General features: G+C 61.2%; 20 protein-coding genes and 1 tRNA gene. 8 read left to right on the top strand and 13 right to left on the bottom strand.

Features of this window, described 5'->3' with window-relative positions; genetic code table 11:
* Positions 1-4 precede the first annotated feature (4 nt).
* The 6 genes from AC6IZO_RS03800 to AC6IZO_RS03775 form a co-directional block, all read right to left on the bottom strand.
* Complete coding sequence (locus AC6IZO_RS03800; RefSeq protein ID WP_497808176.1) at positions 5-1,021, bottom strand: CgeB family protein; 1,017 nt, start codon at positions 1,019-1,021, stop codon at positions 5-7.
* Between the two features lie 2 nt (positions 1,022-1,023).
* A complete protein-coding gene (locus AC6IZO_RS03795) occupies positions 1,024-2,211 on the bottom strand; it encodes a glycosyltransferase family 4 protein (RefSeq protein WP_497808174.1) in 1,188 nt (395 codons plus the stop codon).
* A complete protein-coding gene (locus AC6IZO_RS03790; RefSeq protein ID WP_497808172.1) occupies positions 2,208-3,557 on the bottom strand; it encodes a lipopolysaccharide biosynthesis protein in 1,350 nt (449 codons plus the stop codon). Before AC6IZO_RS03790 ends, AC6IZO_RS03795 begins: the two co-directional genes overlap by 4 nt.
* A gap of 72 nt (positions 3,558-3,629) precedes the next feature.
* A complete protein-coding gene (locus tag AC6IZO_RS03785; RefSeq protein WP_497808170.1) occupies positions 3,630-5,090 on the bottom strand; it encodes a sugar transferase in 1,461 nt (486 codons plus the stop codon).
* Between the two features lie 23 nt (positions 5,091-5,113).
* On the bottom strand, positions 5,114-6,082 hold the full coding sequence (locus AC6IZO_RS03780; RefSeq protein ID WP_497808168.1) for a polysaccharide biosynthesis/export family protein: 969 nt from the start codon (positions 6,080-6,082) through the stop codon (positions 5,114-5,116).
* Complete coding sequence (locus AC6IZO_RS03775; protein ID WP_497808166.1) at positions 6,066-8,231, bottom strand: GumC family protein; 2,166 nt, start codon at positions 8,229-8,231, stop codon at positions 6,066-6,068. Before AC6IZO_RS03775 ends, AC6IZO_RS03780 begins: the two co-directional genes overlap by 17 nt.
* Positions 8,232-8,724: 493 nt before the next feature.
* Here AC6IZO_RS03775 and AC6IZO_RS03770 point away from each other — a divergent pair, with 493 nt between their 5' ends.
* The 3 genes from AC6IZO_RS03770 to AC6IZO_RS03760 all read left to right on the top strand — a co-directional run bounded on the left by AC6IZO_RS03770 (position 8,725) and on the right by AC6IZO_RS03760 (position 10,511).
* Positions 8,725-9,435, top strand: coding sequence for a tyrosine-protein phosphatase (locus tag AC6IZO_RS03770; protein WP_497808164.1), 711 nt, complete (start codon positions 8,725-8,727; stop codon positions 9,433-9,435).
* A 184-nt stretch (positions 9,436-9,619) separates the two neighbouring features.
* On the top strand, positions 9,620-9,844 hold the full coding sequence (locus AC6IZO_RS03765; RefSeq protein ID WP_497808162.1) for a hypothetical protein: 225 nt from the start codon (positions 9,620-9,622) through the stop codon (positions 9,842-9,844).
* Positions 9,845-10,079: 235 nt separating this feature from the next.
* Positions 10,080-10,511: a hypothetical protein gene (locus AC6IZO_RS03760; protein WP_497808160.1), complete on the top strand. Its 432-nt coding sequence runs from the start codon at positions 10,080-10,082 to the stop codon at positions 10,509-10,511.
* Positions 10,512-10,603: 92 nt separating this feature from the next.
* Here the strand turns inward: AC6IZO_RS03760 and AC6IZO_RS03755 are convergent, their stop codons facing one another.
* The 3 genes from AC6IZO_RS03755 to AC6IZO_RS03745 all read right to left on the bottom strand — a co-directional run bounded on the left by AC6IZO_RS03755 (position 10,604) and on the right by AC6IZO_RS03745 (position 12,534).
* The gene (locus tag AC6IZO_RS03755) at positions 10,604-11,095 is read right to left on the bottom strand and encodes a metallophosphoesterase family protein (protein ID WP_497808158.1); all 492 of its coding nucleotides are present in this window, start codon (positions 11,093-11,095) and stop codon (positions 10,604-10,606) included.
* Between the two features lie 29 nt (positions 11,096-11,124).
* Positions 11,125-11,199 (bottom strand) — tRNA-Gly (locus AC6IZO_RS03750).
* A gap of 105 nt (positions 11,200-11,304) precedes the next feature.
* Positions 11,305-12,534 (bottom strand): PIN domain-containing protein, encoded by a 1,230-nt coding sequence (locus tag AC6IZO_RS03745; protein ID WP_497808156.1) that lies wholly within the window; start codon positions 12,532-12,534, stop codon positions 11,305-11,307.
* A gap of 216 nt (positions 12,535-12,750) precedes the next feature.
* Here AC6IZO_RS03745 and AC6IZO_RS03740 point away from each other — a divergent pair, with 216 nt between their 5' ends.
* The 3 genes from AC6IZO_RS03740 (at position 12,751) to AC6IZO_RS03730 (ending at position 15,401) form a co-directional block, all read left to right on the top strand.
* On the top strand, positions 12,751-13,491 hold the full coding sequence (locus AC6IZO_RS03740; protein WP_497808154.1) for a 3-oxoacyl-ACP reductase family protein: 741 nt from the start codon (positions 12,751-12,753) through the stop codon (positions 13,489-13,491).
* A gap of 136 nt (positions 13,492-13,627) precedes the next feature.
* Positions 13,628-14,692: an NADH:flavin oxidoreductase/NADH oxidase gene (locus AC6IZO_RS03735; protein WP_497808152.1), complete on the top strand. Its 1,065-nt coding sequence runs from the start codon at positions 13,628-13,630 to the stop codon at positions 14,690-14,692.
* A 148-nt stretch (positions 14,693-14,840) separates the two neighbouring features.
* Complete coding sequence (locus AC6IZO_RS03730; protein WP_497808150.1) at positions 14,841-15,401, top strand: hypothetical protein; 561 nt, start codon at positions 14,841-14,843, stop codon at positions 15,399-15,401.
* Between the two features lie 41 nt (positions 15,402-15,442).
* Here AC6IZO_RS03730 and mnmA read toward each other — a convergent pair whose 3' ends face one another.
* From mnmA to AC6IZO_RS03715, 3 genes are all read right to left on the bottom strand, one after another.
* Complete coding sequence (gene mnmA / locus AC6IZO_RS03725; RefSeq protein WP_497808148.1) at positions 15,443-16,555, bottom strand: tRNA 2-thiouridine(34) synthase MnmA; 1,113 nt, start codon at positions 16,553-16,555, stop codon at positions 15,443-15,445.
* 92 nt (positions 16,556-16,647) lie between these two features.
* Positions 16,648-17,262, bottom strand: coding sequence for a YqhG/Tai3 family protein (locus AC6IZO_RS03720; protein WP_497808146.1), 615 nt, complete (start codon positions 17,260-17,262; stop codon positions 16,648-16,650).
* An 11-nt stretch (positions 17,263-17,273) separates the two neighbouring features.
* Positions 17,274-18,446, bottom strand: a complete 1,173-nt coding sequence (locus tag AC6IZO_RS03715; protein WP_497808144.1) for a cysteine desulfurase family protein — start codon at positions 18,444-18,446, stop codon at positions 17,274-17,276.
* Between the two features lie 74 nt (positions 18,447-18,520).
* Here AC6IZO_RS03715 and AC6IZO_RS03710 point away from each other — a divergent pair, with 74 nt between their 5' ends.
* Positions 18,521-18,736, top strand: a complete 216-nt coding sequence (locus AC6IZO_RS03710; protein WP_497808142.1) for a hypothetical protein — start codon at positions 18,521-18,523, stop codon at positions 18,734-18,736.
* A 40-nt stretch (positions 18,737-18,776) separates the two neighbouring features.
* On the opposite strand, the gene AC6IZO_RS03705 is transcribed toward AC6IZO_RS03710, so the two are convergent.
* Positions 18,777-19,931: a citrate synthase gene (locus AC6IZO_RS03705; protein WP_497808140.1), complete on the bottom strand. Its 1,155-nt coding sequence runs from the start codon at positions 19,929-19,931 to the stop codon at positions 18,777-18,779.
* Between the two features lie 289 nt (positions 19,932-20,220).
* On the opposite strand from AC6IZO_RS03705, the gene AC6IZO_RS03700 reads away from it, so the two are divergent.
* Positions 20,221-22,320: a S46 family peptidase gene (locus tag AC6IZO_RS03700; protein ID WP_497808138.1), complete on the top strand. Its 2,100-nt coding sequence runs from the start codon at positions 20,221-20,223 to the stop codon at positions 22,318-22,320.
* Position 22,321 lies beyond the last annotated feature (1 nt).

Below are 22,321 nucleotides of genomic sequence, written 5' to 3'. Positions count from 1 at the left end.
GAAATCAAGACATCACCTTGTCCAGAACCCGCCCCAGAGCCACTTCATTGAGCGTGCCGTTGGCAATACAACGCAGGCGCCCGCGGGCAGCGATCCGCTCGCGCAGTTCATCGTCGGCCAGCAGACGACGGCACTGTTCCGCGCACTCTTCGGCATCGTCCCAGAACACAGCCTCTTCCCCGTCCTTGTACATCCGCATATGTTCGGGCGTTCTCTGGGCGCAAAGCACCCTTCCCAGATAGGGGACCTCCACCGAACGATGCGTGAACTGGTCGCGATTCCCTTTTGAGAGCATTCCAATGCAGAGCTTTGCACCCAGCACTGCCGCCGGATATTCCCGCGACGCGTCGAGCGCGCCTCCCCTCCAGACGCTACGGAGCTGGTCCCACTCCGGAGCACGATCCCAGCGTCCTCCCCAGATGCTCAGCGGCACACCCAGTTCAAGCAGGCGCTGCATAAAGCGTCCCCTCTGCTCCATCCAGGTTCCCACAAACACAACTTTGCTTGAGAAGCGCTGCGTCTCTTCTGGCGATAGCTCGCGAGGCGCATTCGCCACCTCGTCGGCGGTATGGTGAACCATCATCACCGCACGGACTCCATACTTTTCCGCTTCTGCGATGTTTTCCGGACGCACCACCACCAGCAGATCATATTCAGCGAGACCCTGCCTGAATGCGCGCCAGCGCGCTCCGTCGCGCTGGCCAAACGGGTCATCGTAATTGATTGCCAATACCTTGCCGCAGTGGTGCTTCAGCAGGCGAACCTCATCACGCCCGATCAGTTCGCCGCAGTCCACCCACGCGAGATCAAAGCGCTCTCCGTGAAGGCGCCGCTCCAGTTCTTTCCGCACTGCGCCAAGCATCCCCAGGCTTCCCGTATGGAAGCGCCAGAACGACAGCACACGCGAAGGGGGGAACACCTGGATGGGGTCGAATTGGACAATCTCATGGCCGAGGCGCTGCAGGGCCTTGCCACGCAGCTTGCATGTGCCGGACCACGGCCCAATGTAGAAGATCCTCACCCTCAGCCCCTCGCTTCCATGAACTGCCCTTCCTTACCGCTGAGCAGTGATTCCATCAACTCCAGCGCCTGTTCGCCATAGCTGTCCCAGCCGCCAAGCTCCTGCGTGCGCGCCAGGGCCGCCGCGCTCATCTGCTGCTGGCGCTCAGGATCATCGGCCAGCAACTGCAACCGGTCGGCAATTGCCTGTACGTCGCGTATGGGAACCACAAAGCCTTCCACGCCGTCCGTAAGCAGGTCCTCGGCGCCCGTGTTCGTGGTGCCGATCACAGGGCATCCGCAGGCCAGGGCCTGCCCCTGCACCAGCGCCAGCCCCTCCTCAATGCTGGGAAGCACCATCACATGGGCACGGCTCATCCAGCGCTTCAATTCAGGTTGCGGCAGAGGCCCAGTGATCTCAATCTGGTCCCCGGCGATGCCGCGCACATAGTCGCGCAGTTCGTCACTCAAGCTTCCAACGATGGTCAGCTTCTTCCTGCTGTAGCGCAGGCGCCGGAAGGCGTCCACGAGATATCCAATCCCCTTGCGCACGCTGACAGCGCCGACAAACAGGACGTGAAATCCGTCGCGCTGTGCGCGTGCTTCTTCAACCACGTGGAAGCGGCTCAGATCGACACCGTAAGGCAGTCTCTTCAGCTTTTGGAGCGCTACCCCTTGCTGCACAAAACTACGCAGGGCAAAACTCGACGGCACCGTGATGGCGTCGGCGCGCGCATATTCTTCCTCTTCCCGCGCGATGGTTCTCGGGTCAATCTCACGATACGGGATCTTCCAGCTCGCGTACTCTTCCCGCAGGATTTCATTCTGATAGCGTATGTGCGATGAGCCGCGGTCCAGAATGAACTTTGCGCCGCGCGACTTTGCCACCGCCGATGTTTGCGTGCAGCATCCCGAAAGGCCCATGAACAAATCGCACTCCGGAATCTTCCGGCACATCCAGCGATCCAGCGCGTTGCGCTCGAGCGCCAGAAGCCCCTGCTTCACGCTCTCCCCCAGGTAGCGGCCTGCCGGCCCCATCAACAGCAGCTTGTACCATCCGAAGGTCTGTAGGCGGCTGTCCGGAATCCGCTCATTCCGGAGCTTGAAACGCGGGTATCCGCTGAAGACGCGAACATCCACACCACGGCTGAGAAGCTGGCGAGCCAGGTCAAACGTGTGGAAGCGCCCGTGCGTGGCCAGAACCACCTTCATGCCCGCGCTCCCCCACGATGGAGCAGCAGCTTCGGCAGCACGTCCACGCGCAGCAAACCAGCCAGGTAGTCATTCGCCCGCTCCGCGAGCGCGGCCAGTGTGCGGCGCACCACCATCAGCCAGAGGATGATCTCGGTCGACAAGAGCGCAACACCCATCCCCGGCAACCCCCACAGCTTGATGAATCCGATCGAACACAGCAGCGAAACGAACATGACGCCCACGTAATACACCGAAACTCTGGAGTGCAGATTGAGCGCACTGAGCGCGATATAGCTCATGTTCCACAGCGAATTCACCACGGAGACCGCCAGCAACAGCACAAACAACATCCAGTCCATCTGCACACGCCCATGCGTCCAGTGATTCAGGAGCCATTGCCCGCTGGCGAGCAACCCCAGACAGAGAATCATGCTGATCCAAAGCGTCGACATACATGCGTACCGATGCAGCTTGCGTGTCAGTGGCAAATCGCCCGCGCCATAGGAGATGGAAATTTCCGGCTGCGTCGAATGCGCGATGACCGCCGACGCCTGCTGCGCCACACGCGACATGGTGCGCAACGTGGAGAAGACCACCACCGGTCCCGCCCCAAGAAAATGCCCAACCACCAGCACGCTTCCCTGGAAACTGAAAGCATTGCCGGCCGGAAACGCCATGTAGGCAAACGCGGGCTTGGAGAGGCGGCGGATTTCGGACCAGGTCGCGTACTTCGCCCCGAACTCCAGCCACGGCGCAGCCCTGTGCATCAGGATCGCCGATACTGCGATGGTCGCGCCTCGCGTGAAGACCATCACGGCGGCCGCCACCAGCGGCTTTGCGCCCAGCAGCACCGCCGCAATCTGGGCCACCGATTCCAATAGCCGCGACAGATTTCCCCAGAACATTCCCGTGGCAAATTGCCCGGCACAGCGGAATGCCGCCGTGTGCATCGAGCCTTGCATGCCGATCACCACTTGGATCGCAAGTAGCACGATGATCCAGCGCACGTGCGATTCACTCAGAATGGTGATACTCAGCCAATGCCGCAGCGGCAGAAAGAACACCACCGCCGCGCCGCAGATCAGGATGCTCACCGCCAGGCCGGTCGAAAGCAGCCACACACTTTGAAACGTCTTGCGGGTTCCGTCGCGGTCGCCGCCGGCAACGGCCATGGTCATGTCGGAGCCAGCGACCGCGCCGAATCCAAAGTCCGTCAAGCTCAGATAGCCGGGAATGGCACTGATAATCAACCACTCCCCGTAAAGGCGGGTTCCCCATCCATGCAGGAAGACGGGCACGCACACCAGCTGGATGATGGCGGTGACAACTGGCCCGAGGGCGGTCGCCCCCATTGCACGAAACAATCGCTTTCGAACTGCTCCTGACATTCTTCTCCCGTGCGCCGGGTGGTGCGCAGCAGCCCCTGGTTGGCCGGTCTATCTTCCCGTACCTCGAATCACGACCCTGAATGTTTCCAGCAGAATCTTCAGATCGAGTCCAAGCGACCAGTGATCGACATAAAAATTGTCGTAGCGGATGTAGGTGGAGAACGAGGGACACTGCCTCGCCTTCACCTGCCAGAGGCCCGTGATGCCGGGAGGAACGTGGAAACGCTTGAGGTGGTCGAGCTCGTACTGGGCAAACTCGCCGGGCAGCGGAGGGCGCGGCCCCACAAGGCTCATGTGCCCGAGCAGCACGTTCACGAACTGCGGCAGTTCATCCAGGCTGTACTTGCGCAGAAACGATCCCAGGCGAGTCACTCGCGGATCGTCGTCAATCTTGAACAGGATGCGGTCGCGTTCGTTGAGCGCCTGCAACTTCTCCTTCAGCGCCTCCGCGTTCTTCACCATCGTGCGGAACTTCAGGCAGTTGAACGACTCGCCCTTCCGCCCGATTCGGGTGGAGCCGAACAGAACAGGCCCCCGCGAGTCCAGCTTGATGAGAACGGCGATCAGCAGCAGGACTGGGGCCAGGAAGAGCAGCAACGCCGCCGAACCGACAAGATCGATCAGGCGCTTGCCGATCTCCTGCGCCTGGCTGATGGTATGGCGGCGCAGCGTCAGCGTTGGCAGCAGGCCAATGTACTCCACGCGCGCCTGACGAAGCATTGAATCCAGCCCATCCGGCAACACTCGCACGTCGAGCTGGTTGGCGCTGGCATAACTCATGACCAGCCGATTGGCGTCCGAGGACAGGGTCCCGGCCAGCACCAGTTCGTCGATGAACTCCGAGCGCACGATCATGTCCAACTCGTGGTAGGTGCCGGTGACGACTCCCCCACGCTCTTCCCCGATAATGCCGTGCACCGAGTAACCGAATTCGCCGTGCATGCGAAGGTAGTCGCGGTAGCGCACCGCCGCGGGGCCGGCACCCACGATCAGGACGCGCAGTCCGGCCCTCCCCTGGGTTACGTCGTGACGCAACTTGCTCCAGGCAGCATAGCGCCAGCCGATGCAACCAAGGAACGAGATGATGGGTGTCGAGAGCAGAATGGAGCGGTTTACATGCAGGCCCGGCACCATGTAGAGGAAGCCGGCCATCACGAACGTTGCGGCCACCAGACAGATGCTCACGGCGCGCATCTCGCGCGTGAACGAACGCTTCACCACGTGCGAATAGAGCCGGCGGTTGCTCATCATCAGCACCGAGATCAGGGCGTAAATCGCCATGAACCCGATGAGCGAGCTGTTCCCCGCCCAATTCAGCCCGGCGCCGCGATGGAAGAACATCTGCACCGGCACCAGCGAAATCAAGCCGCTGATGAAGATGAATCCGAAGTCCAGAAGCCCGCGCGCGGTCTGCCGCAGCAGAGCACGCCAGGGTGTTCCGGAAGCAACCGCCGCCGCCCCCCCGAGAGGACGCTCCGAGATTCCTAAAATCGGTGTTGTCGCCTGCACCAGCTCTTCTACGCTCCCTCCCGCTAATAGCGGTTGTAGACCACTACGGCCGAGGCCAATGCGATCGCGTTCTCGATTCCGCGCCGCAGCACCGTACGCCCCACGCTGTGCGGAACATACACAATGTCGCCATCCTTCAGTTCCACATCAGGCAGTTCGGCCTTCATCATCCGGGTCAGCGCCAGTTCCTGCGTCTCGCGTTTGCCATTCACCATGCGGATCAGGACTGCGTGGTTGACCTTGGCATCCTGCTTGGTACCCTGCGCCATTCCAACGGCCTTCACCGCGGTGGTGGAGTCCGTGCGATCCAGCAGATATCCTCCCGGGCGCACGACTTCTCCAACCACATAGATCACGCCTAGACGCGCGGCAACCAGGCGGTCCCCAGGCCGCAGCACAGGGTTGTCCTCCGCGCGTCCGCTTTCCACCGTCAGCACTTCGGGGGCCTCCGGATGATCGCGATGGTAGAGCTTTACCTGCGCCGACGCGGAGCTGTTCAGCCCGTCCACCTTGTCCAGATAGGCCTGCAGACGCTGGTTCGGAACGAACGGATAGGTGCCCGGGTGCTTGAACTCTCCCGCCAGGGATATCCCCGCGCCAACCGACTCCAGCACCGCCACTGACACCTGCGGATCGCGGATCAGTTCTGCGTCTTTCAACGCCTTCTGAATTGCGAGGCGTGCCTGCTCCGGAGTCAATCCCGCCACAGGCAGGCGTCCCACCATCGGCAGCAGAATCGTGCCGTCCGCTTCCACCCTCTGCACGCCGGAAAATTCGGCGCTCATAAACACAGAGACCTGCACCAGGTCGCCGGCGCGCACAATGTCAACCAACTGCGGCGTTCCCGCTCCCGTTGGCATCGTCGGCGCACCGTTTGCCTCCGGCGCAGGCTGGTCCCGCTTCACAAAACGCGAATCCTGCTGCGCGGTCATACTCCCGGCGAACACCAACAGAAAGCCTGCGATCACGATTGCGCTAAGCTTTGTCCGCATTGGCACCGCCTTTCGAGTTCTGCCCCTGAGGCTCGTCGTTCGTGTAGTAGTAATTGGAGTAGCCCGCATAGCCGTAGTAGTTGTGGTAGCCGGAGCTGTTTGGGTTCAGGTCATTGACCACCGCGCCCAGCACCGTGGCGCGCGCGCGTTGCAGCAATCCAACGGCGCGGCGGAACGTACCGATGTCAGTGCGCGAAGCGCGGCACACCAGCAGGCAGCCGTCGGCCATCGTGGAGAGCACCGTCGCATCGGTCACCGCAAGCACCGGCGGCGTATCCAGCACGATCATGTCGAACTCCGTGCGGCACCGCTGCAACAGGCGCATCAATTCATTGGATCCCAGTGCTTCCGCCGGATTCGCCGGACGCATGCCAGAGGGAAGGACTTTCAGATTCGGCAGCGAAGGCACCGGCGTGTAGTAGCTCTCCGGCGCGTTCACTCCCGTCAGAAGGTTGCTGAGTCCAGGCTCCATCGGCATGTCCAGCAGGCGATGAATGGACGGACGCCGTAGATCGGCATCGATCAGCAGCACCTTCAGTCCCTTCTTCGCCAGAGTCATCGCCAGGTTCACCGAAATGGTTGACTTGCCTTCGGCTGGCATGGCGCTGGCAACCACCAGAACTTTGAGCGAGATCTCTGACGCCGAGAGCAGCACGGAAGTGCGCAGAGCCAGCAGCGCTTCCATGAAGCTGCTGTTGGTCTCCTGCATGGAGAGCACCGAGCGGCGGACGCGGGTTCCTTCGTCGAGCCCCATGGTGCGGGCCTCCACAGTCGGAATCATGCCCAGCGCCGGAATGCCGACGCGCATTTCAATGTCATCCGGGCTCTTGAGCGTGGAGTCCATGTTCTCCTGCACCCAGGCCAGCGTCACGCCCAGCAGCACGCCAATCAGAAGGCTCACAATCAGGTTCAGCCGCAGCCGTGGCTCCACCGCCGCGGTAGGAACCGTCGCGTAATCGACGACTTCGGTGGAGTTGTTCCGCATGCTGGAGCTGATGCCGGCGGTCTTCAGTGCTTTCAGCAGGTCCTGATAGAGCAGGCGGCTGGACTCAACCTCTTTCTGCAGCATCGCGTATTGCAGGGCGTCCTCGTTCATCGCGAGCACTTCCTGCTTCTTCTGGTTCAGCTTGCCATCCAGCGTCTTTTCCGCCTGCAGGCTGGCCTCGTACTCGCCCCGGGCCCGTGTCGCGATGTTCTTCTGCTCCCGTGCAATTTCCGTGCGGATGATCTGCAACTGCGTCGCCACCTGCTGCAACTCGGGATACTTGGGGCCGAAGCGGGTTTCCAGGCTCTTCTGGCGCTCCACCAGCGCAGTCTCTTCGCTCCGCAAGCGCTGCATCGTCTCCGAACTCAGAGCGGTGGCATCCGAGGGCGTGGCGGATTGCACGGTCCGGTAACGCGCTTCCTTGACGATGCGGTCCGCCTCTGCGGAGGCCACCCCGTGCGACAGATCGCCCAACTCCTGGGCGACCAGGCTATGCTGCTCGTCGGTAATGAGAATTCCGGTCCTGCGCTGGAAATCCGCAAACTTCTGCTGCGAAACTTCCGCCTGGCTCTTCAAATCTTCCAGTTGCTTGCCGAGCCAGTCCGATTGCGCCTTGGTCGCTTCATAGTGGACGCGGAAATTGCGCTCGGTATAGCAGGCGATCAGCATGTTGACCACTTCCGCCGCCAGCTTCGGGTCGGTGGAACGGAACCTGACATCGATCAGGTTGGTCTTGGGAACGCGCGCGATGCTCAACGAGCCGCTGAAAGCGCCGATCAACGATTCTTTTGTAGCCGCATCAATGCCATCGAGATTGGGCTTCTTCACCTGCTGCGCCGCCAGCGCCGGGCCGGCAAACTGTGGCTTCTGGTCCAAGCGGAGCATGCGGATCGTGTCCCAGATCACGCTATTGCTGGCAAGAATGCGCAGTTGTGTTTCCAGTTTTTCGTCGGTATCGCCGCCGCCGGTGACAATGCGGTCCAGTTCGAGCACATTGCTGCCGCTATCGGCCACATACTCCAGGCGGGCTACGGCTTCATAGCGCCGGGGCGCACGTGCCGTGAGGAAGGTTCCCGCAACCATGGCGAGCACAAGGGTCGAGACCAGCACGATCCTTCGGCGCAGCAAAAAGCGCCAAAGGTCGCGAACGGAAAACTCCGGCACTCCGTCTTCCAGGGTCGCTTGCGGGGTCGTAGCCCAGTCTGTGGGCTTCTGCCCCAAATTTCTATTGCTCTCCAAACAATTGTCTCCGCAAAGGATCGTGCACCCGCAAACGGCTCTCCACCCGTTACTTATCAGGGCCGTATGATCCCAGACAGGAGGCCGGTTCCAGCCCCGGCTGCGTGGGCAGCGCGTGTTTGAATATGATAATGATTCTAGCTGCTACCTAGTGCAGCGTCCAGACTTGTTCCGCCTGCAGGACACCTCCGTAACATACCCTTGTACCTGCATGGAACCTTCACAAACGCCGAAACTTAACCTTTCACCATGCATTGCGCAAACTGTTCCGTTTTGGCGACTCCGGGGGATGAAATGTCCGTTAAAATAGAGGCTGCTTTTCCCCTCCGCCGCACCCAACGGAGTCCCTTCACCTCGCCTTCCAATTGCTCGAAAAGTCGTCTTTTCACCGATTGCTATACTGTCCGGGGAAACTCAAATGGTTGATCTGCATTGCCACGTTCTGCCCGGGGTTGATGACGGCGCCAAGACCGAAGAGACCGCGATTGCCATGTGCCGCATGGCGGCTGCCGACGGGATCACCGACCTGGTAGCCACGCCGCACGCAAGCTACACCTACAGTTATAACCGCGAGAACCATCAGAAGTTGCTGGAATCCCTGCAAACGAAAGTCCCTGAACTTCGTCTACATTTGGGCTGTGATTTTCACCTGTCCTTTGAGAATGTGGAGGATGCCCTCACCCATCCGGGCCGCTACAACATCGGCAGCAGCCGCGCATTGCTCATCGAGTTCAGTGACTTCAACATTCCTCCCAACGTGCTGCACATCTTTGCGGAACTGCAGGAGTGCAACCACCGCCTGGTCATCACCCACCCGGAACGCAACCCCATCCTTCTCAAGCATCCGGAGCGGCTCAAGGAGATGGTTCGGACGGGTGCCTGCGTGCAGATCACGGCCAACAGCCTGACCGGCTGGTGGGGCAAGGAGCCACAGAAATACTGCACCGCGCTGCTCAAGGAAGGCATGGTTCGCGTCATTGCCTCCGACGCACACGGAACCAGCCGCCGCAAGCCCGTCCTCTCCGAAGCGCGCGATGCAGCCGGCCGCATCGTCGGCCCCGCCGCCGCGCAGAAACTGGTGCAGGAGAACCCCGCCGCACTGCTTCACAATCAGCCCTTCCCCGACTAGCGGCCGCGCCTCGGCACCTTCACCACGTTGCCTTGATTGCCAGAGGCATGTTTGCAAATGGCCGCACCATACCTCCCGTTTCGACACTCTCCCGGCGAGGGAATTTTCGAGACGATCTTCTCGGTCATTCGCCCGGTTTCCGATTGCTCCCCATTGCTTCCGATGCGACCCTCACAGAATGGAAATGGATCTGCACAACTCCGCCAGCTATCCGTTCCCCCCGCCGGCAGCACTGCCCCATCTGGAGCAGCCTGCTGAAGATGCGCCCGAACCGGCGGAGCCACCGCACACGGTGTCGGTTGAGCCATGCAGCGACCGTGCATTTCGTGGTCTGCTCTATGCGGCGCCTGCTGCCCTGCTGATGTGGATTGTCATCCTCTTCGCCATCGTTCATTACTTCGTCCGCTGACCCCGGCCAGCCCCACGCATTCCCTGCCGCATGGCGAGAAGACCGCAGCAGGTTTGTCTCCATAGGCTGTTCATGCCATGCCGGAAAGCACCGGAGCTTCTTTCCCACTGGCGGGTAAATTCTTCCTCCCCTCGAAAAATGCCCGCCGAAATACCTTTCATTTTCAATGGATTGCCTTTGGCACACAGCTTGCATTCCAGACAGGCAGGAGGATTCTGTAATGCAGGACGACTTCATGAGCAAAGAGAATACCCAGGGCTTTTGGAAGCCCGCCCAGCAAACCTCCGTGGGAGCGGCCACGAATGTAAAGTCCGGCTACTGCACCCACTGCGGCGCGCAGTTCACGCTGGGCGCACGGTTCTGCCACGTCTGCGGAACGGTACGCCGGGGAGCCATGCCACACCCGCTGCTCTCGCACTGGCTGGACACGGTCAACGTCTCGGCGCTGCGCACGGTCTTTGGCGGCTCCGTGGTTTCGCTCATCTGCGTAACTATTGCCGCGCTCTGTCTGATCGGAGCGGCCTTCACCGGCATCATCTATAAATCCACCACGCTGAGCGAGTGGCAGGCCGTCCAGACCTGGCGCATTGAATGGCTGCTGGCGACCGCCGTGGCACTGCTGGCCGCGCAGGTCTTCAAAAACTCCGGCGCGGAAAAGAAGGGTTGAGTGCCACGATGCAGCGCTCCGTTGGATATTGGGTGATCTTCTTCTGCCCTGCCCTGCTGGCCGATTGCTGGCGTTAGGGCAGTCGCTCGTTCTTACTTCGCGGGAACCAGCTCCACGATCTCAGGAAGCAGCTTGCCGCCCTGTATGCGCACGCGGGCCAGCGTAATGGGCAGGCTGAAGCGTTTCGGCCCGGCGCTGCCAGGGTTGAGGTAGAGCACCTCGCTCCCGTTCCTGCTCTCAAAATGAAATTCCGGCTGGTGGCTGTGTCCGCTGATGACGGCGGCAAAGCCCGCGGCGTGCGGATCAAGGTCAAGCATGCGCAGGTTGTGCAGCATGTAGAGGCTCAGTCCTTCGATCTCCGCCACCTCTGTGAGATGAATCTTGCGCGAGGCCTCCGCGCCATCGGCGTTGCCGCGCACGGCCACCACGGGCGCAATGCAACGCAACGCCGGAAGAATCTCCGGCGAGCCGATATCGCCCGCATGCAGAATGAGATCGCAGCCGCGCAGCGCCTTTACGGCTTCCGGGCGCAGCAAACCGTGCGTGTCTGAAATCACGCCGACGACTCGCCCCCGACTGCTCATGAACGGATGTTTCCGATGGGGAGAAGAAATGGAGCGGGAGACCGGGATCGAACCGGCGACATTCAGCTTGGGAAGCTGACGTTCTACCACTGAACTACTCCCGCTCACTGCGACAACCGCCAAGCCCCACGCCCGGCGAAGTTTGAATATATACCGCCGCCGTGTTCCAACGCAATTGCGCCGGAAGATTACGCGACCACGTAACCTCCTCACTCAGATTCCTTCTTGCGCCTGCGTAAAGACCGCAGGGACGCGTCATCCTCCGCCAAAGCTCTCAGACGAGAGAAGCCCGAACTTGCCAGCAGTTGTCGCGAGTCCAATCCTCCACCCCAGAAAAGTTTCTCGTCTCTAATTCTCTCGCCTACTTCTTCTTTCTTGGACCAAAGGATGTTCAATCGCTGGCTCAAGAAATCGCACCTATCCGAATATCGCTTAACAGCTTCTGCATCACTCCCATCTACAGGAGAATCGCTATTCTGAAGACCATCGATCAATCGTAAAATAGAGTCGAGTTCGTGCTTCGTCGAGGATATCTCGGCATCAAGCTTAGCTTCTCTAGCCTCGAGGGCTTCTCTTAGTACTCTTGCATGGACAAATTCCTCCATTTCCATTCGTCTCGCATCATCCATGTTACGGACAGAACGAACCTCATCCATAGCGGCTTTGTCGGCCGGCTTCCTCAGGACCTTCTGCGCTTGCTCCATAAACTGATCAGAGCGATACATATAGAAGGCCACCCCTGCCACCAAATACGCCTCATCTACAAGTTCGGGACGCGGCCCAATGGTTTTCCCCTCATGCTTCCACCACCAGTCTTCTTTTGCATCATCTGTAACCAGTATTAGAGCTTTCTTCTCTAGCCCTGCTTTATCCAGCATTTGGCGCCAGAGTATGTAATCTCCGTATTGTTGATTGCCGCTCTTCGATTTCGCATCCAAATATCCAGGTGGGACGTAATTCGCATATCGCTGTTCTGCTTCTTTGTGTAACTTAAGCATGCACTCCGAGTCGGGACGAGGGCCGATCCTACCCTCAAGCAACTTTGTAACTTCTTCAAACACTGGGTCAGTCGTCCCATGATTGGGATGTTGGCAACTTATTTTATCCAGATACTTTTCTTGTTCGCTAAATACAGCCTCAAAAGCTTTCGCCATCGATTGAATATCGATGAGAGGATGCCGTGCATACGCGCGGAGCGTGTTTTCTAGTTCGGATTTGTATTTCTTGAGAGATTCTTTGATTTCTCCGTAAGCGTGCCGCTGTTTGGAAATGACGTCCAGACGATTGCGCTGAAATTCCAGTGCGACTTGGTACGGCACCCATAGGTGTGTCTCCAGGTGCTCCAGGATTTCGACGAGCTTTTTTTGGGTCTCACGCGTGTAGCGATATAGATTCAGTAGTACATTCGCGTCCAGAACAAAAATGCAAGACTTCCACATTTGTTCAAATTCTGCGTCAGTTGGACGGTAATAGCCTCGAAACGAAGTCCGCATCTGTTAGTCCACTCCGTATTGCAGATTCAACAGATTGATTTCTTTAGGAAAGGGGCATCTTAGTCCCTCAATGCACGCAAAACAACTCTAGACGTTTTGCAATTTCTGGACGATCAGCGATATTGGCATCTGCGGCGCCGCCGGAGCAGCTACAATGCGCGAATGAACTCCTCTCAACCGCTTGCCCACCGCGTGGCGCTGGTCACTGGCGCCAGCCGTGGCATTGGACGCGCCATTGCCGTGGCCTTTGCCCGTGCCGGCGCCGATGTCGCCCTCAACTATGCCACGCGCGAAGACGCTGCCCGCGAGGTTTGCGCCGAAATCGGCGCGCTCGGACGCAGCGCCATCATCCTGCGTGCGGATGTTTCCCGCGCCAGTGAGGTTGCCGAACTCATCGACGAAACTGAAGCTGCGCTGGGTCCCGTCGACATACTGGTGAACAACGCAGGCATCGCCGAACCAGCGCCGCTGCTCGAACTGAGCGAAGAAGACTGGGACCGCACGATGGACATCAACCTGAAGTCGGCGTTTCTGGTCACCAAGGCCGTGCTTGGCGGCATGGTGGAACGCGGCTTCGGACGCATCATCAACGTCTCTTCGGTGGCGGCACAAGTAGGCGGTGCCGTGGGCCCGCACTACGCAGCATCAAAGGCCGGCATGCTGGGCCTGACGCGCTGGGTGGCACGCAACCATGTGAAGCAGGGCGTTACATGCAACGCCATTGCGCCCGCGCTGATTGAGACCGACATGGTCACCACCAACCTGAACGCCTCACCCGACCTCATCCCCATGGGGCACTTCGGAAATGTGAACGATGTGGCCTCCGTGGCCGTGATGCTGGCCACCAACAACTACATGACCGGACAGACCATCAGCGTCAACGGCGGATGGTATCTGACGTAGCACTCAAACGGCGGGTGCGCATGCAGCAGGCGCCAATCCGGCGCTGCGCACGCGCACCCTGCATCGTTCTCCGCCTGCGCTCATCCATATCCGGTGTAGACACGAATTCCTTTCGCAGACGAGGGCCAGAATTTCCATGCAATTGTTTGACGCATTTCAGCAGCGCGGAGTCACCTTCCGCAACCGCATCGCCGTCTCGCCCATGTGCATGTATTCCAGCACCGACGGCTTCGCCAATGACTGGCACATGGTTCACCTCGGCTCGCGCGCCGTGGGTGGCGCGGGCATCATCCTGACCGAGGCAATCGCCGTCACGCCCGAGGGCCGCATCAGCCCGCAGGATCTCGGCATCTGGAAGGACGAACACGTTGAAGGCCTCGCACGCATCGTGCGCTTTCTGAAGCAGCACGGCGCAGTGGCTGGAACGCAACTGGCGCACGCGGGCTTCAAGGCCAGCATGCCTCCTCCGCCGAGCAACGGCCCGGCGGTGCCGGAGAGCGAAGGCGGATGGCGTCCAGTGTACGGGCCAAGCGCAGAGCCGTTTGCGCCTGGCTACGCAGTTCCACTGCCGCTCGACCAAGCCGGAATCGCGAAGGTCATCGAGAGTTTTGCCAATGCTGCGGTGCGCTCGCTCAACGCGGGCTTTGAGCTGGTGGAGATCCACGCCGCGCATGGCTACCTGCTGCATGAATTCCTCTCGCCGCTCACCAACAAGCGCACGGACGCCTACGGCGGCAGCTTTGAAAATCGCACGCGTCTGCTGCGCGAAGTTGTGGAAGCGGTGCGCAAGGTGTGGCCCGAACGGCTGCCAGTGTGGGTGCGCATCAGCGCCAGCGACTGGGTGGAAGGCGGCTGGACGGTGGAAGACTCGGTGGCGCTGGCTCGGCTGTTGAAGCCCTTGGGCGTCGACCTCATCGACTGCTCAACGGGCGGCATCAGCCCGAAGGCGAAGATTCCTGTCGCCGCCGGTTACCAGGTGCCGTTCGCCGAGCGCGTACGCCGCGAGGCGGAAATCGCAACCGGCTCGGTGGGGCTCATCACCTCTCCCATGCAGGCCGCGCAGATTGTCTCCAACGGCCAGGCCGACGTGGTGTTGCTGGCCCGCGAGATGCTGCGCGATCCCTACTGGCCGCTGCACGCCGCGCGCGAGGTACACGCGGAAATTGCATGGCCCAAGCAGTACGCACGCGCCGCGCGGTAGCACGGCTTGCTCCTGACAGCTTTCAAAGCCGCCACCCCCAACAATTCTTTACGTTGGGGGTGGCAACTCCTTTCCACGCTGGTGCTAAGCTTGGCCGCGTAAGAACATCGCCACGGAATCCCCCGCTAAGGACAGCTCCGAGCGATTCATGCAAAAGTTCAACATCGCTGCTCAGAATGACACGGCTACCCCGAGGAGGTGCACGATGAAGTGCCTCAGAACTTTCATTGCAGTCGTCGCAGTTGTAATCACCGCCATGAGTGGAGGCGCTCTGTGGGCGCAGCCATCAGGCGAGCAGGAAGCGCCGGGATGTCCCGTGCAATTTGAAAGCTTCGATCCTTCCGGTGTCTCCGTGAGAATCAAGAACGTTACCGCGAAGAAGATCACAGGGCTCGTATTCAACGTTGCGCTGGCAGACCCTGCTGAACACTGGAAATGGCTGCATTGGGACTTCGATACAACTCGGCCGCTCCACGACTTCGGGTGGAACCGCGAAATCAAGCCGAGCCAATCGAAGAAGCTCACCTGGAGCCGCGTCGATCTGGACTTTGAACATGGGGGTGGCGGCGCCTTCGTTCTCACCAGCGTTCTATTTGAAGACGGAACCCGCTGGGATGAACCGGTCAACAGCGCCCGCTGCAAATACGTCTGGCGCAACCACCACAAGAAGACGTTTCAGCGAGCCATCGACTTGCCGGAACGCAATTAGCGCTCAGACTGGGGAATAAGAGACTCGCCTGGAGCGGCCTCTTACTCGATCCATCCTCCGCCAAGCACCAAGTCTTCCTGGTAAAGCACGACGGCCTGCCCGGGCGTGATGGAACGCTGCGGCTCGTCGAAGGTGACGAGCACGCGGCCATCTTCCGCCGGCTCGACCGTGGCCGGTGCAGCCTGGTGCCGGTGGCGAATCTTGGCCTCCACGCGCAGTGGTTCGCGCAGCGTGTCGATCGCGATCCAGTTCATGTCATGTGCGTGCAGGGTGCGCGACATCAGGTTCTCCGCGCCGCCGACAACAACTTCATGCCGGTCGCCACGGATGGCGACCACGTAGAGCGGCGCGCCGGTGGCCAGGCCGAGGCCCTTGCGCTGGCCAATTGTGAAGTTGTGAATGCCCGCGTGGTGGCCCAGCACTTTGCCCGAGACGGAGACGATGTTGCCCGAGGTATCCGGCAGCGGCTCGCCCTGTTCGGCCAGGTAGGCATCAAGAAACTGCTTGTAATCGCCGTTGGGGATGAAGCAGATTTCCTGCGAGTCAGGCTTGTCCGCCAGCACCGTCAACCCCTTGGCGCGCGCGGTCTCGCGCACCTCCGGCTTGCACATGCCGCCCAGCGGAAACAGCGTGCGGCTGAGTTGTTCCTGCGTGAGTCCGAAGAGGAAATACGTCTGGTCCTTGGCGCGGTCAAACGGACGCCGGAGCAGCCAGCGTCCGCGCTGCGCGTCGAACTCGCAACGCGCGTAGTGCCCGGTGGCGATCTTGTCGGCGCCAATCTGCCGCGCCGTGCGCAGCAACTGATCGAACTTGAGATGGTTGTTGCAAAGCGAGCACGGAATCGGCGTCCGTCCGCCGAGGTAGTCGGCGACGAAGGGCCGCACCACGTCGCGCTCGAAGCGCTCTTCCTGGTTCACCACGTAGTACGGAATGCCAAGCCGCTCGGCTACGCGCCGCGCGTCGTACACATCGTCAATGGAGCAGCAACGCCCGGCCTTGGCCTCTTCGCCAGCTTCGCCCGCCAGCCTGCGCTGGTTCCACAACTGCATCGTCAGTCCGATGAGGTTGTAGCCCTCCGCGCGCAGCAGGGCCGCCACGGTAGAGCTGTCCACTCCTCCGGACATGGCGACGGCGATGGTTTCGGTGGGGGGCATGGGAGTCAAAGTCTCAAACACCAGTTTCAAGTTTCCAGTTTCGAGTTTCACGGAAGGGCTGCACGCCCTTCGCGTATTGCAATGTCGCTGCGCTACTTCTTGCCGCGCGCGTTCAACTTTCCGAGAATCGTGAGCAGGTCGGTCTGTCTGCCGTTCGCGAGATAGTGGAAGTTGACGAAGCGCCACTGGCCGTTCACCTGCTCCACTTCGGCGGTCAAGTCCTCGTGCCGCTTCTTGTCCCAGAAGCTGTAAACCTCGACGCCGTAGGCGTTGCCCTTCACACTGACCTTGCCCGCCGTGTAGCGCTCGCCATAGTCCTGAGCGTTCAGGTAGGGATCAAAGCCGAGCCGCGGATGATCGTCGGGATTCTTCACGGCGGCGGTTGCCAAGGCGTCCAACTGCTTCAGCAACTCCGGCGCCAGCATGGCCCGCTTCTGTTTCAATACAATCTCCGCCGGAGTATCGGATTCCGGGCCCAGCTTCTCGCTTCGCACCTTGGCTCCCAGATACCAGCCATAAAAATCCTGCACAAATTTGCGCGCGGCCTCGGCCTGCTGGTCGCTGGTCGGCGCCGCGGTACCAAACACCGGTGCCGCTGCCGTGGTGCTGTTGGTCTGTGAGTCCGCCTGCTGCGAAGCCTTGCGCTTGCACGCCGCAAAGGTCAACACCGTCACGCACAACGCCAGTATTACGATCTTCTTGCCCATGGTCCCCATCTTCACTTTGTAATTGCCTGCTTCCACTGCGGGCTCAGCTCGCGCAGCTTGCCCAGCACCTCAGGCAGCACGGCGAGCACCGCGTCAATGTCTTCTTCCGTATTCTGCTTGCCCAGAGAGAACCGTATGGAGCCGCGCGCCTGATCCGGCGGAAGCCCCATGGCCAGCAGCACGTGGGAAGGCTCAATGGCCCCTGAGGAGCACGCCGCGCCGGTGGAGACCGCAATCCCCTTCAGGTCCATCGCGATCACGAACGCTTCGCCCTCGATGCACTCAAACAGGATGTTGGTCGTGTTTGGCGTGCGCGCCACCGCGCCGCTGTTGACGCGGACACGCTCGGCCAGCGCCAGAATTCCCTGCTCCAGTTTATCGCGCAGTGCGGACATCTTCCGGTCGCCGCCCGAGGCAAACCATTCCCGCGCCAGTTCGGCGGCCCGGCCCAAACCCACGATACCCGGAAGGTTCTCCGTGCCTGCCCGCCGCGACCGCTCATGCCTTCCGCCAACCAGTTGCGACTTCAGCAGCGTTCCCCGGCGCACGTAGAGCGCTCCGGTTCCCTGCGGCGCGTGCATCTTGTGTCCGGCAATGGTCAGCAGGTCGCAGCCAATCTCGTTGACGTCAATCGGCACCTTGCCCGCGGCCTGCACGGCGTCGGTGTGGAACCAGATGTCGGCTTCGGCGGCAATGCGGCCAATCTCGCGCACCGGCTCCAGCACGCCCGTCTCGTTGTTGGCCATCATCACGGAAATCAGCGCGGTCTCCGGACGCAAAGCCCTGCGCACATCGTCAGGATTCACCACCCCGTTGGAATCCACCGGAACATACGTGACGGCCACGCCCTCCAGCTCCAGGCGCTTGCAGGCGTTGAGCACGGCGTGGTGCTCAACGGCGGAAGTGATGATATGCTTTCCGGCTCCGGCCAGGCCCATCAGGCCGAAGATGGCGAGGTTATCGCCCTCGGTGCCGCCGCTGGTGAAGACAATCTCCGCCGCGCGGGCACCAATGAGCGCCGCCACCTGCTCGCGCGCACGCTCCACGGCGGCGCGGGCCTGCTGGCCCTGCTGGTGTATGGACGAGGCGTTGCCAAAGTGGTCGAAGTAAAGAGGGCGCATGGCCTCAAAGACTTCGGGCAGGATCGGCGTGGTCGCGTTGTTGTCCAGATAAATGTGCTGCATGGCGGCCTTCACTCAATGATACCCCGCCGCGGGGAACCAAATGGCGCCCCAAGGCGTCTAATAAAGTTATGGGAATGCAACTTTTCCGAACCCGTCGCCACTACTTCTTCTGGGGGCTGCTTGTGCTCTCCGTAGGGCTGCTGGTGTGCACCCACCTGCACCTGTTCGGAATGAACGCCCGCACCCTTCTCCCCGTGGATACTCTTGTATCGCCGGATGCTGTACTGTTCGGCGTTGCCGCCATCGGGGTCATCGGGCTCGGCGTCCTCCTCTATTCCGAACAAAAATAAAGCCCGGGCGCGCGGCCCGGGCTCGTCACTTCGTAACTGCCTACTGCGGCTCGCGCATATCCATCGGCAGCCAGTGTTGCGGGTATTTCGGCCCGATGTAGTCGGCGCGTGGACGGATGAGGCGGTTGTGGCTCAACTGCTCCATGATGTGCGCGGTCCAGCCGGAGATGCGCGACATGGCAAAGATGCAGGTGAACAGGTCCACGTCAATGCCCAGCGTGTGATAGGTCGAGGCGGCGTAGAAGTCAACATTGGCGTTGAGCTTCTTCTCGCCCTTGATGTATTCCTCGATCTTCTGCGAGTACTCGAACCAGCGGATGTTGCCGCTGGAGTAGCCCAAGTCACGCGACATCTGGCGCAGGTGCGTGGCGCGCGGGTCCTCGGTGGTGTAAACGCGGTGGCCAAAGCCGGGCACCTTCTTCTTCTGGGCCAGCATGCCCTTCACGTAGTCGACCGGGTCGGCGCCGTCGCGGTCAATCTCCACCAGAATCTTGAAGACCGCCTCGTTGGCACCGCCGTGCAGCGGCCCCTTGAGGGCGCCGATGGCGCTGGTCACCGCCGAGTGCATGTCGCTCAGGGTGCCGGCCGTGACGCGGGCGGCGAAGGTGGAAGCATTCAATTCGTGATCGGCCTGGAGGATGAGCGCGATGTCGAGCGCGCGGGTGGCCGTCTCGCTGGGCAGCTCGCCGTTCAGCATCAGCAGGAAGTTGCCCGCCAGCGACAGCGAGCGGTCCGGCTCAATGAGCGGCTTGCCCTTGCGGATGCGGTCATAGGCCGCGACGATCATCGAAATCTGCGAGGTCATGCGAATGGCCTTGCGCTGGTTCGCGGCCGGATCGTTCGCCTTCTCCTCGGGGTCAAAGAACGACAGCGCGGAGACGATGGTGCGCAGCACGGCCATGGGGGTGGCATGCTTGGGCGCCTGGCGCAACAGGCTCACAATCTGCGCGTCCAGCTTGCGCTCGCGCACCAGCTGCAGATTGAACTCAAACAGCTCGGCGCGGGTTGGCAGGCGGCCATACCACAGCAGGTAGCAGACTTCTTCGAAGGTGGAATTATCGGCCAGTTCGTGAATGTCGATGCCGCGGTAGGCGAGGATGCCCGCGTCGCCATCGATGTAACAGATGCTTGAAGTTCCGGCTACGACATCTTCCAAGCCGGTGTTCGGGGCGGTGGTGCTCGTACTGGTGGACATGGTCCCCTCTCTGGAGAACAGAATCTACGAATCCAAAGTATGGATTTGGCCGCTTCGAACGGTCCGCGCACCCCGCGCGTACCGCTGCCTGTTACTGCTCGTATAGATGCTTATCACGTACGAAACGATTTTTTATACACCCATCCGTCTCCGGAAACAATTGCTTGTTGCCACACAACGCGGAAGCCTTCCCGGCAGCGGATGTTTGCCCACCGGGTGTGCCTCGCTGTATAAACACCCATACTTTCTTATTTCCCCGGGCCGGAGCTGCGGCCCCTCTGGAGCACCCATGAAATCGCGCTGGATCCTCTGTGGAATGGCCGCCCTGCTGCTCGCCTCTGCCTCGGCCATGGCCGATGAAGGCATGTGGCTGTATAACGCCTTTCCCTCGGCCAAAGTGAAGGCCAAATACAAGTTTTCCCCCTCGCAGCAGTTTCTGGATCATCTCCGCAAGGCTTCGGTAAAGCCGGGTGGAGCCAGCGGCAGCTTTGTCTCGGCCGACGGGCTGATCTTCACCAATCACCACGTCGCCGCCGGCTGCGTGCACAACATCTCCACCGCCGAGCACGACTACATGAAGGAAGGCTTCTATGCTCCCACCCGCGAGCAGGAGCCCAAATGCCCCGGCCTCGAGGTGCAGAACCTGGTCGAGATCCGCGACATCACCAAGGAAGTAGAAGGCGCGGCCAAGCCGGGCATGAGTGACGCCGAAGCCGGTGCCGCACAGCGCACCATGTCCGAATCGCTGGCCCGCGAGTGCAGCAACCCCGCGCAGCACCAACGCTGCGACGTGGTCACGCTCTACTCCGGCGGCATGTACCAGCTCTACCGCTACAAGCTTTACAACGATGTGCGCCTGGTGATGGCTCCCGAGTTCGACGCCGCCTTCTTCGGCGGAGACCCCGACAACTTCACCTATCCACGCTACGACCTCGACATCACCTTCCTGCGCGCCTACGAGAACGACCGCCCGGCGCCGATTGAAGACTACTTGCAGTGGAGCGTCTCGGGCGTGAAGGAAGGCGACCTGATCTTCGTCTCCGGGCACCCCGGCTCCACCGGCCGCCTGCAGACCATGGCGCAGCTTGAGTATCTGCGCGACGTGGCCTACCCGGCGCGCCTGCACACGCTCAAGACAAATATTGACGCTCTGCTCTCCTTCGGAGCCAGCAGCCCCGAGAACGCCCGCGTCTCCGAACGCGTGCTGTTTGGCGCTCAGAACAGCTACAAGGCCATCACCGGCTACAACTCCGGCCTGACCGACAAGCGCGTGATGGCCGAGAAGGCCGCCGCCGAACGCAAGCTGCGTGACGCCGTGGCAAAGGACCCCAAGCTGGCCGACGCCTCCGGCGCCTGGGACGCCATTGCCGCCGCCTACCAGTGGCAGCGCCAGAACTTTGCCCGCATCACGTATAAGGGCGAGGGCGCCATCCCCGGACGTCTGGCCCAGATGGCCCGCGTGCTGGTTCGCTCCGCCGAGGAGCGCACAAAGCCGGACGAGAAGCGCGAACGCGCCTACCGGGAGAAGAGCCTCCCGGCCGTGAAGGCCAACCTCTTCGCGGCCGTGCCCTACTCTCCGGAACTGGAACAGATGCAGCTCACCGAAGGCCTGAAGCTGATGGCCGCCGGTCTGCCCGCCGACGATCCGTACCTGAAGACCGTGCTGGCCGGCAAGACTCCGGCGGAGCGGGCCAAGGAGTTGGTCGCCGGTTCGCACCTTGGCGACGAGGCCTTCCGCAAGGAGCTTTGGGAGGGCGGCAAGGTGGCCGTGGACGCCACGGTCGACCCGATGATCGCACTCATCAAGCAGATCGACGCCGAGAACCGCGCCGTTCGTAAGGATGTTGAGGACCACGTGGATTCCGTGGTTCGCAAGAACGGCGCGCTCATCGCCAAGGCCCGCTTCAAGCTCTACGGCACCGAGGTTGCGCCGGACGCCACCGGCACGCTGCGCCTGAGCTACGGACAGGTGAAGGGGTACACGGAGAACGGCAAGAAGGTTCCCTTCTTCACCACCTTCGGCGGCGCCTTCGCGCATGAGGCGGCCAACGGCGGCAAGGCTCCCTACAAGCTGCCCGACAGCTACCACAAGGCCAAGGACAAGCTCGACATGAAGACCGTGCTCGACACGGCCAACACCGCCGACAGCATCGGCGGCAACTCGGGCTCGCCCGCGGTGAACACCGAAGGCGAAGTCATCGGCATCCTGTTCGACGGCAACATCCAGTCGCTGCCGTGGAACTTCTACTTTGACGACCAGGTGGGCCGCTCGGTGCTGACCGATTCGCGCGGCATCATTGAGGCGCTGCGCAAGATCTACAACGCCAACCCGCTGGCCGACGAACTGCTCGGCGCACGGCGCTTCAAGCCTTCGCTGATGAAGAAGTAAG

It is taken from the genome of Oryzophilus luti (genome assembly GCF_059726245.1).
This window is presented reverse-complemented; position numbering and strand designations above follow the sequence as displayed.

Bases quoted from the DNA above. Each gene is read 5' to 3' on its own strand.
- AC6IZO_RS03795 (WP_497808174.1), bottom strand. From the start codon at position 2,211: ATGAAGGTGGTTCTGGCCACGCACGGGCGCTTCCACACGTTTGACCTG.
- AC6IZO_RS03780 (WP_497808168.1), bottom strand. From the start codon at position 6,082: ATGCGGACAAAGCTTAGCGCAATCGTGATCGCAGGCTTTCTGTTGGTG.
- AC6IZO_RS03770 (WP_497808164.1), top strand. From the start codon at position 8,725: ATGGTTGATCTGCATTGCCACGTTCTGCCCGGGGTTGATGACGGCGCC.
- AC6IZO_RS03765 (WP_497808162.1), top strand. From the start codon at position 9,620: ATGGATCTGCACAACTCCGCCAGCTATCCGTTCCCCCCGCCGGCAGCA.
- AC6IZO_RS03760 (WP_497808160.1), top strand. From the start codon at position 10,080: ATGAGCAAAGAGAATACCCAGGGCTTTTGGAAGCCCGCCCAGCAAACC.
- AC6IZO_RS03755 (WP_497808158.1), bottom strand. From the start codon at position 11,095: ATGAGCAGTCGGGGGCGAGTCGTCGGCGTGATTTCAGACACGCACGGT.
- AC6IZO_RS03745 (WP_497808156.1), bottom strand. From the start codon at position 12,534: ATGTGGAAGTCTTGCATTTTTGTTCTGGACGCGAATGTACTACTGAAT.
- AC6IZO_RS03740 (WP_497808154.1), top strand. From the start codon at position 12,751: ATGAACTCCTCTCAACCGCTTGCCCACCGCGTGGCGCTGGTCACTGGC.
- AC6IZO_RS03735 (WP_497808152.1), top strand. From the start codon at position 13,628: ATGCAATTGTTTGACGCATTTCAGCAGCGCGGAGTCACCTTCCGCAAC.
- AC6IZO_RS03730 (WP_497808150.1), top strand. From the start codon at position 14,841: ATGCAAAAGTTCAACATCGCTGCTCAGAATGACACGGCTACCCCGAGG.
- mnmA (WP_497808148.1), bottom strand. From the start codon at position 16,555: ATGCCCCCCACCGAAACCATCGCCGTCGCCATGTCCGGAGGAGTGGAC.
- AC6IZO_RS03720 (WP_497808146.1), bottom strand. From the start codon at position 17,262: ATGGGCAAGAAGATCGTAATACTGGCGTTGTGCGTGACGGTGTTGACC.
- AC6IZO_RS03715 (WP_497808144.1), bottom strand. From the start codon at position 18,446: ATGCAGCACATTTATCTGGACAACAACGCGACCACGCCGATCCTGCCC.
- AC6IZO_RS03710 (WP_497808142.1), top strand. From the start codon at position 18,521: ATGCAACTTTTCCGAACCCGTCGCCACTACTTCTTCTGGGGGCTGCTT.
- AC6IZO_RS03705 (WP_497808140.1), bottom strand. From the start codon at position 19,931: ATGTCCACCAGTACGAGCACCACCGCCCCGAACACCGGCTTGGAAGAT.
- AC6IZO_RS03700 (WP_497808138.1), top strand. From the start codon at position 20,221: ATGAAATCGCGCTGGATCCTCTGTGGAATGGCCGCCCTGCTGCTCGCC.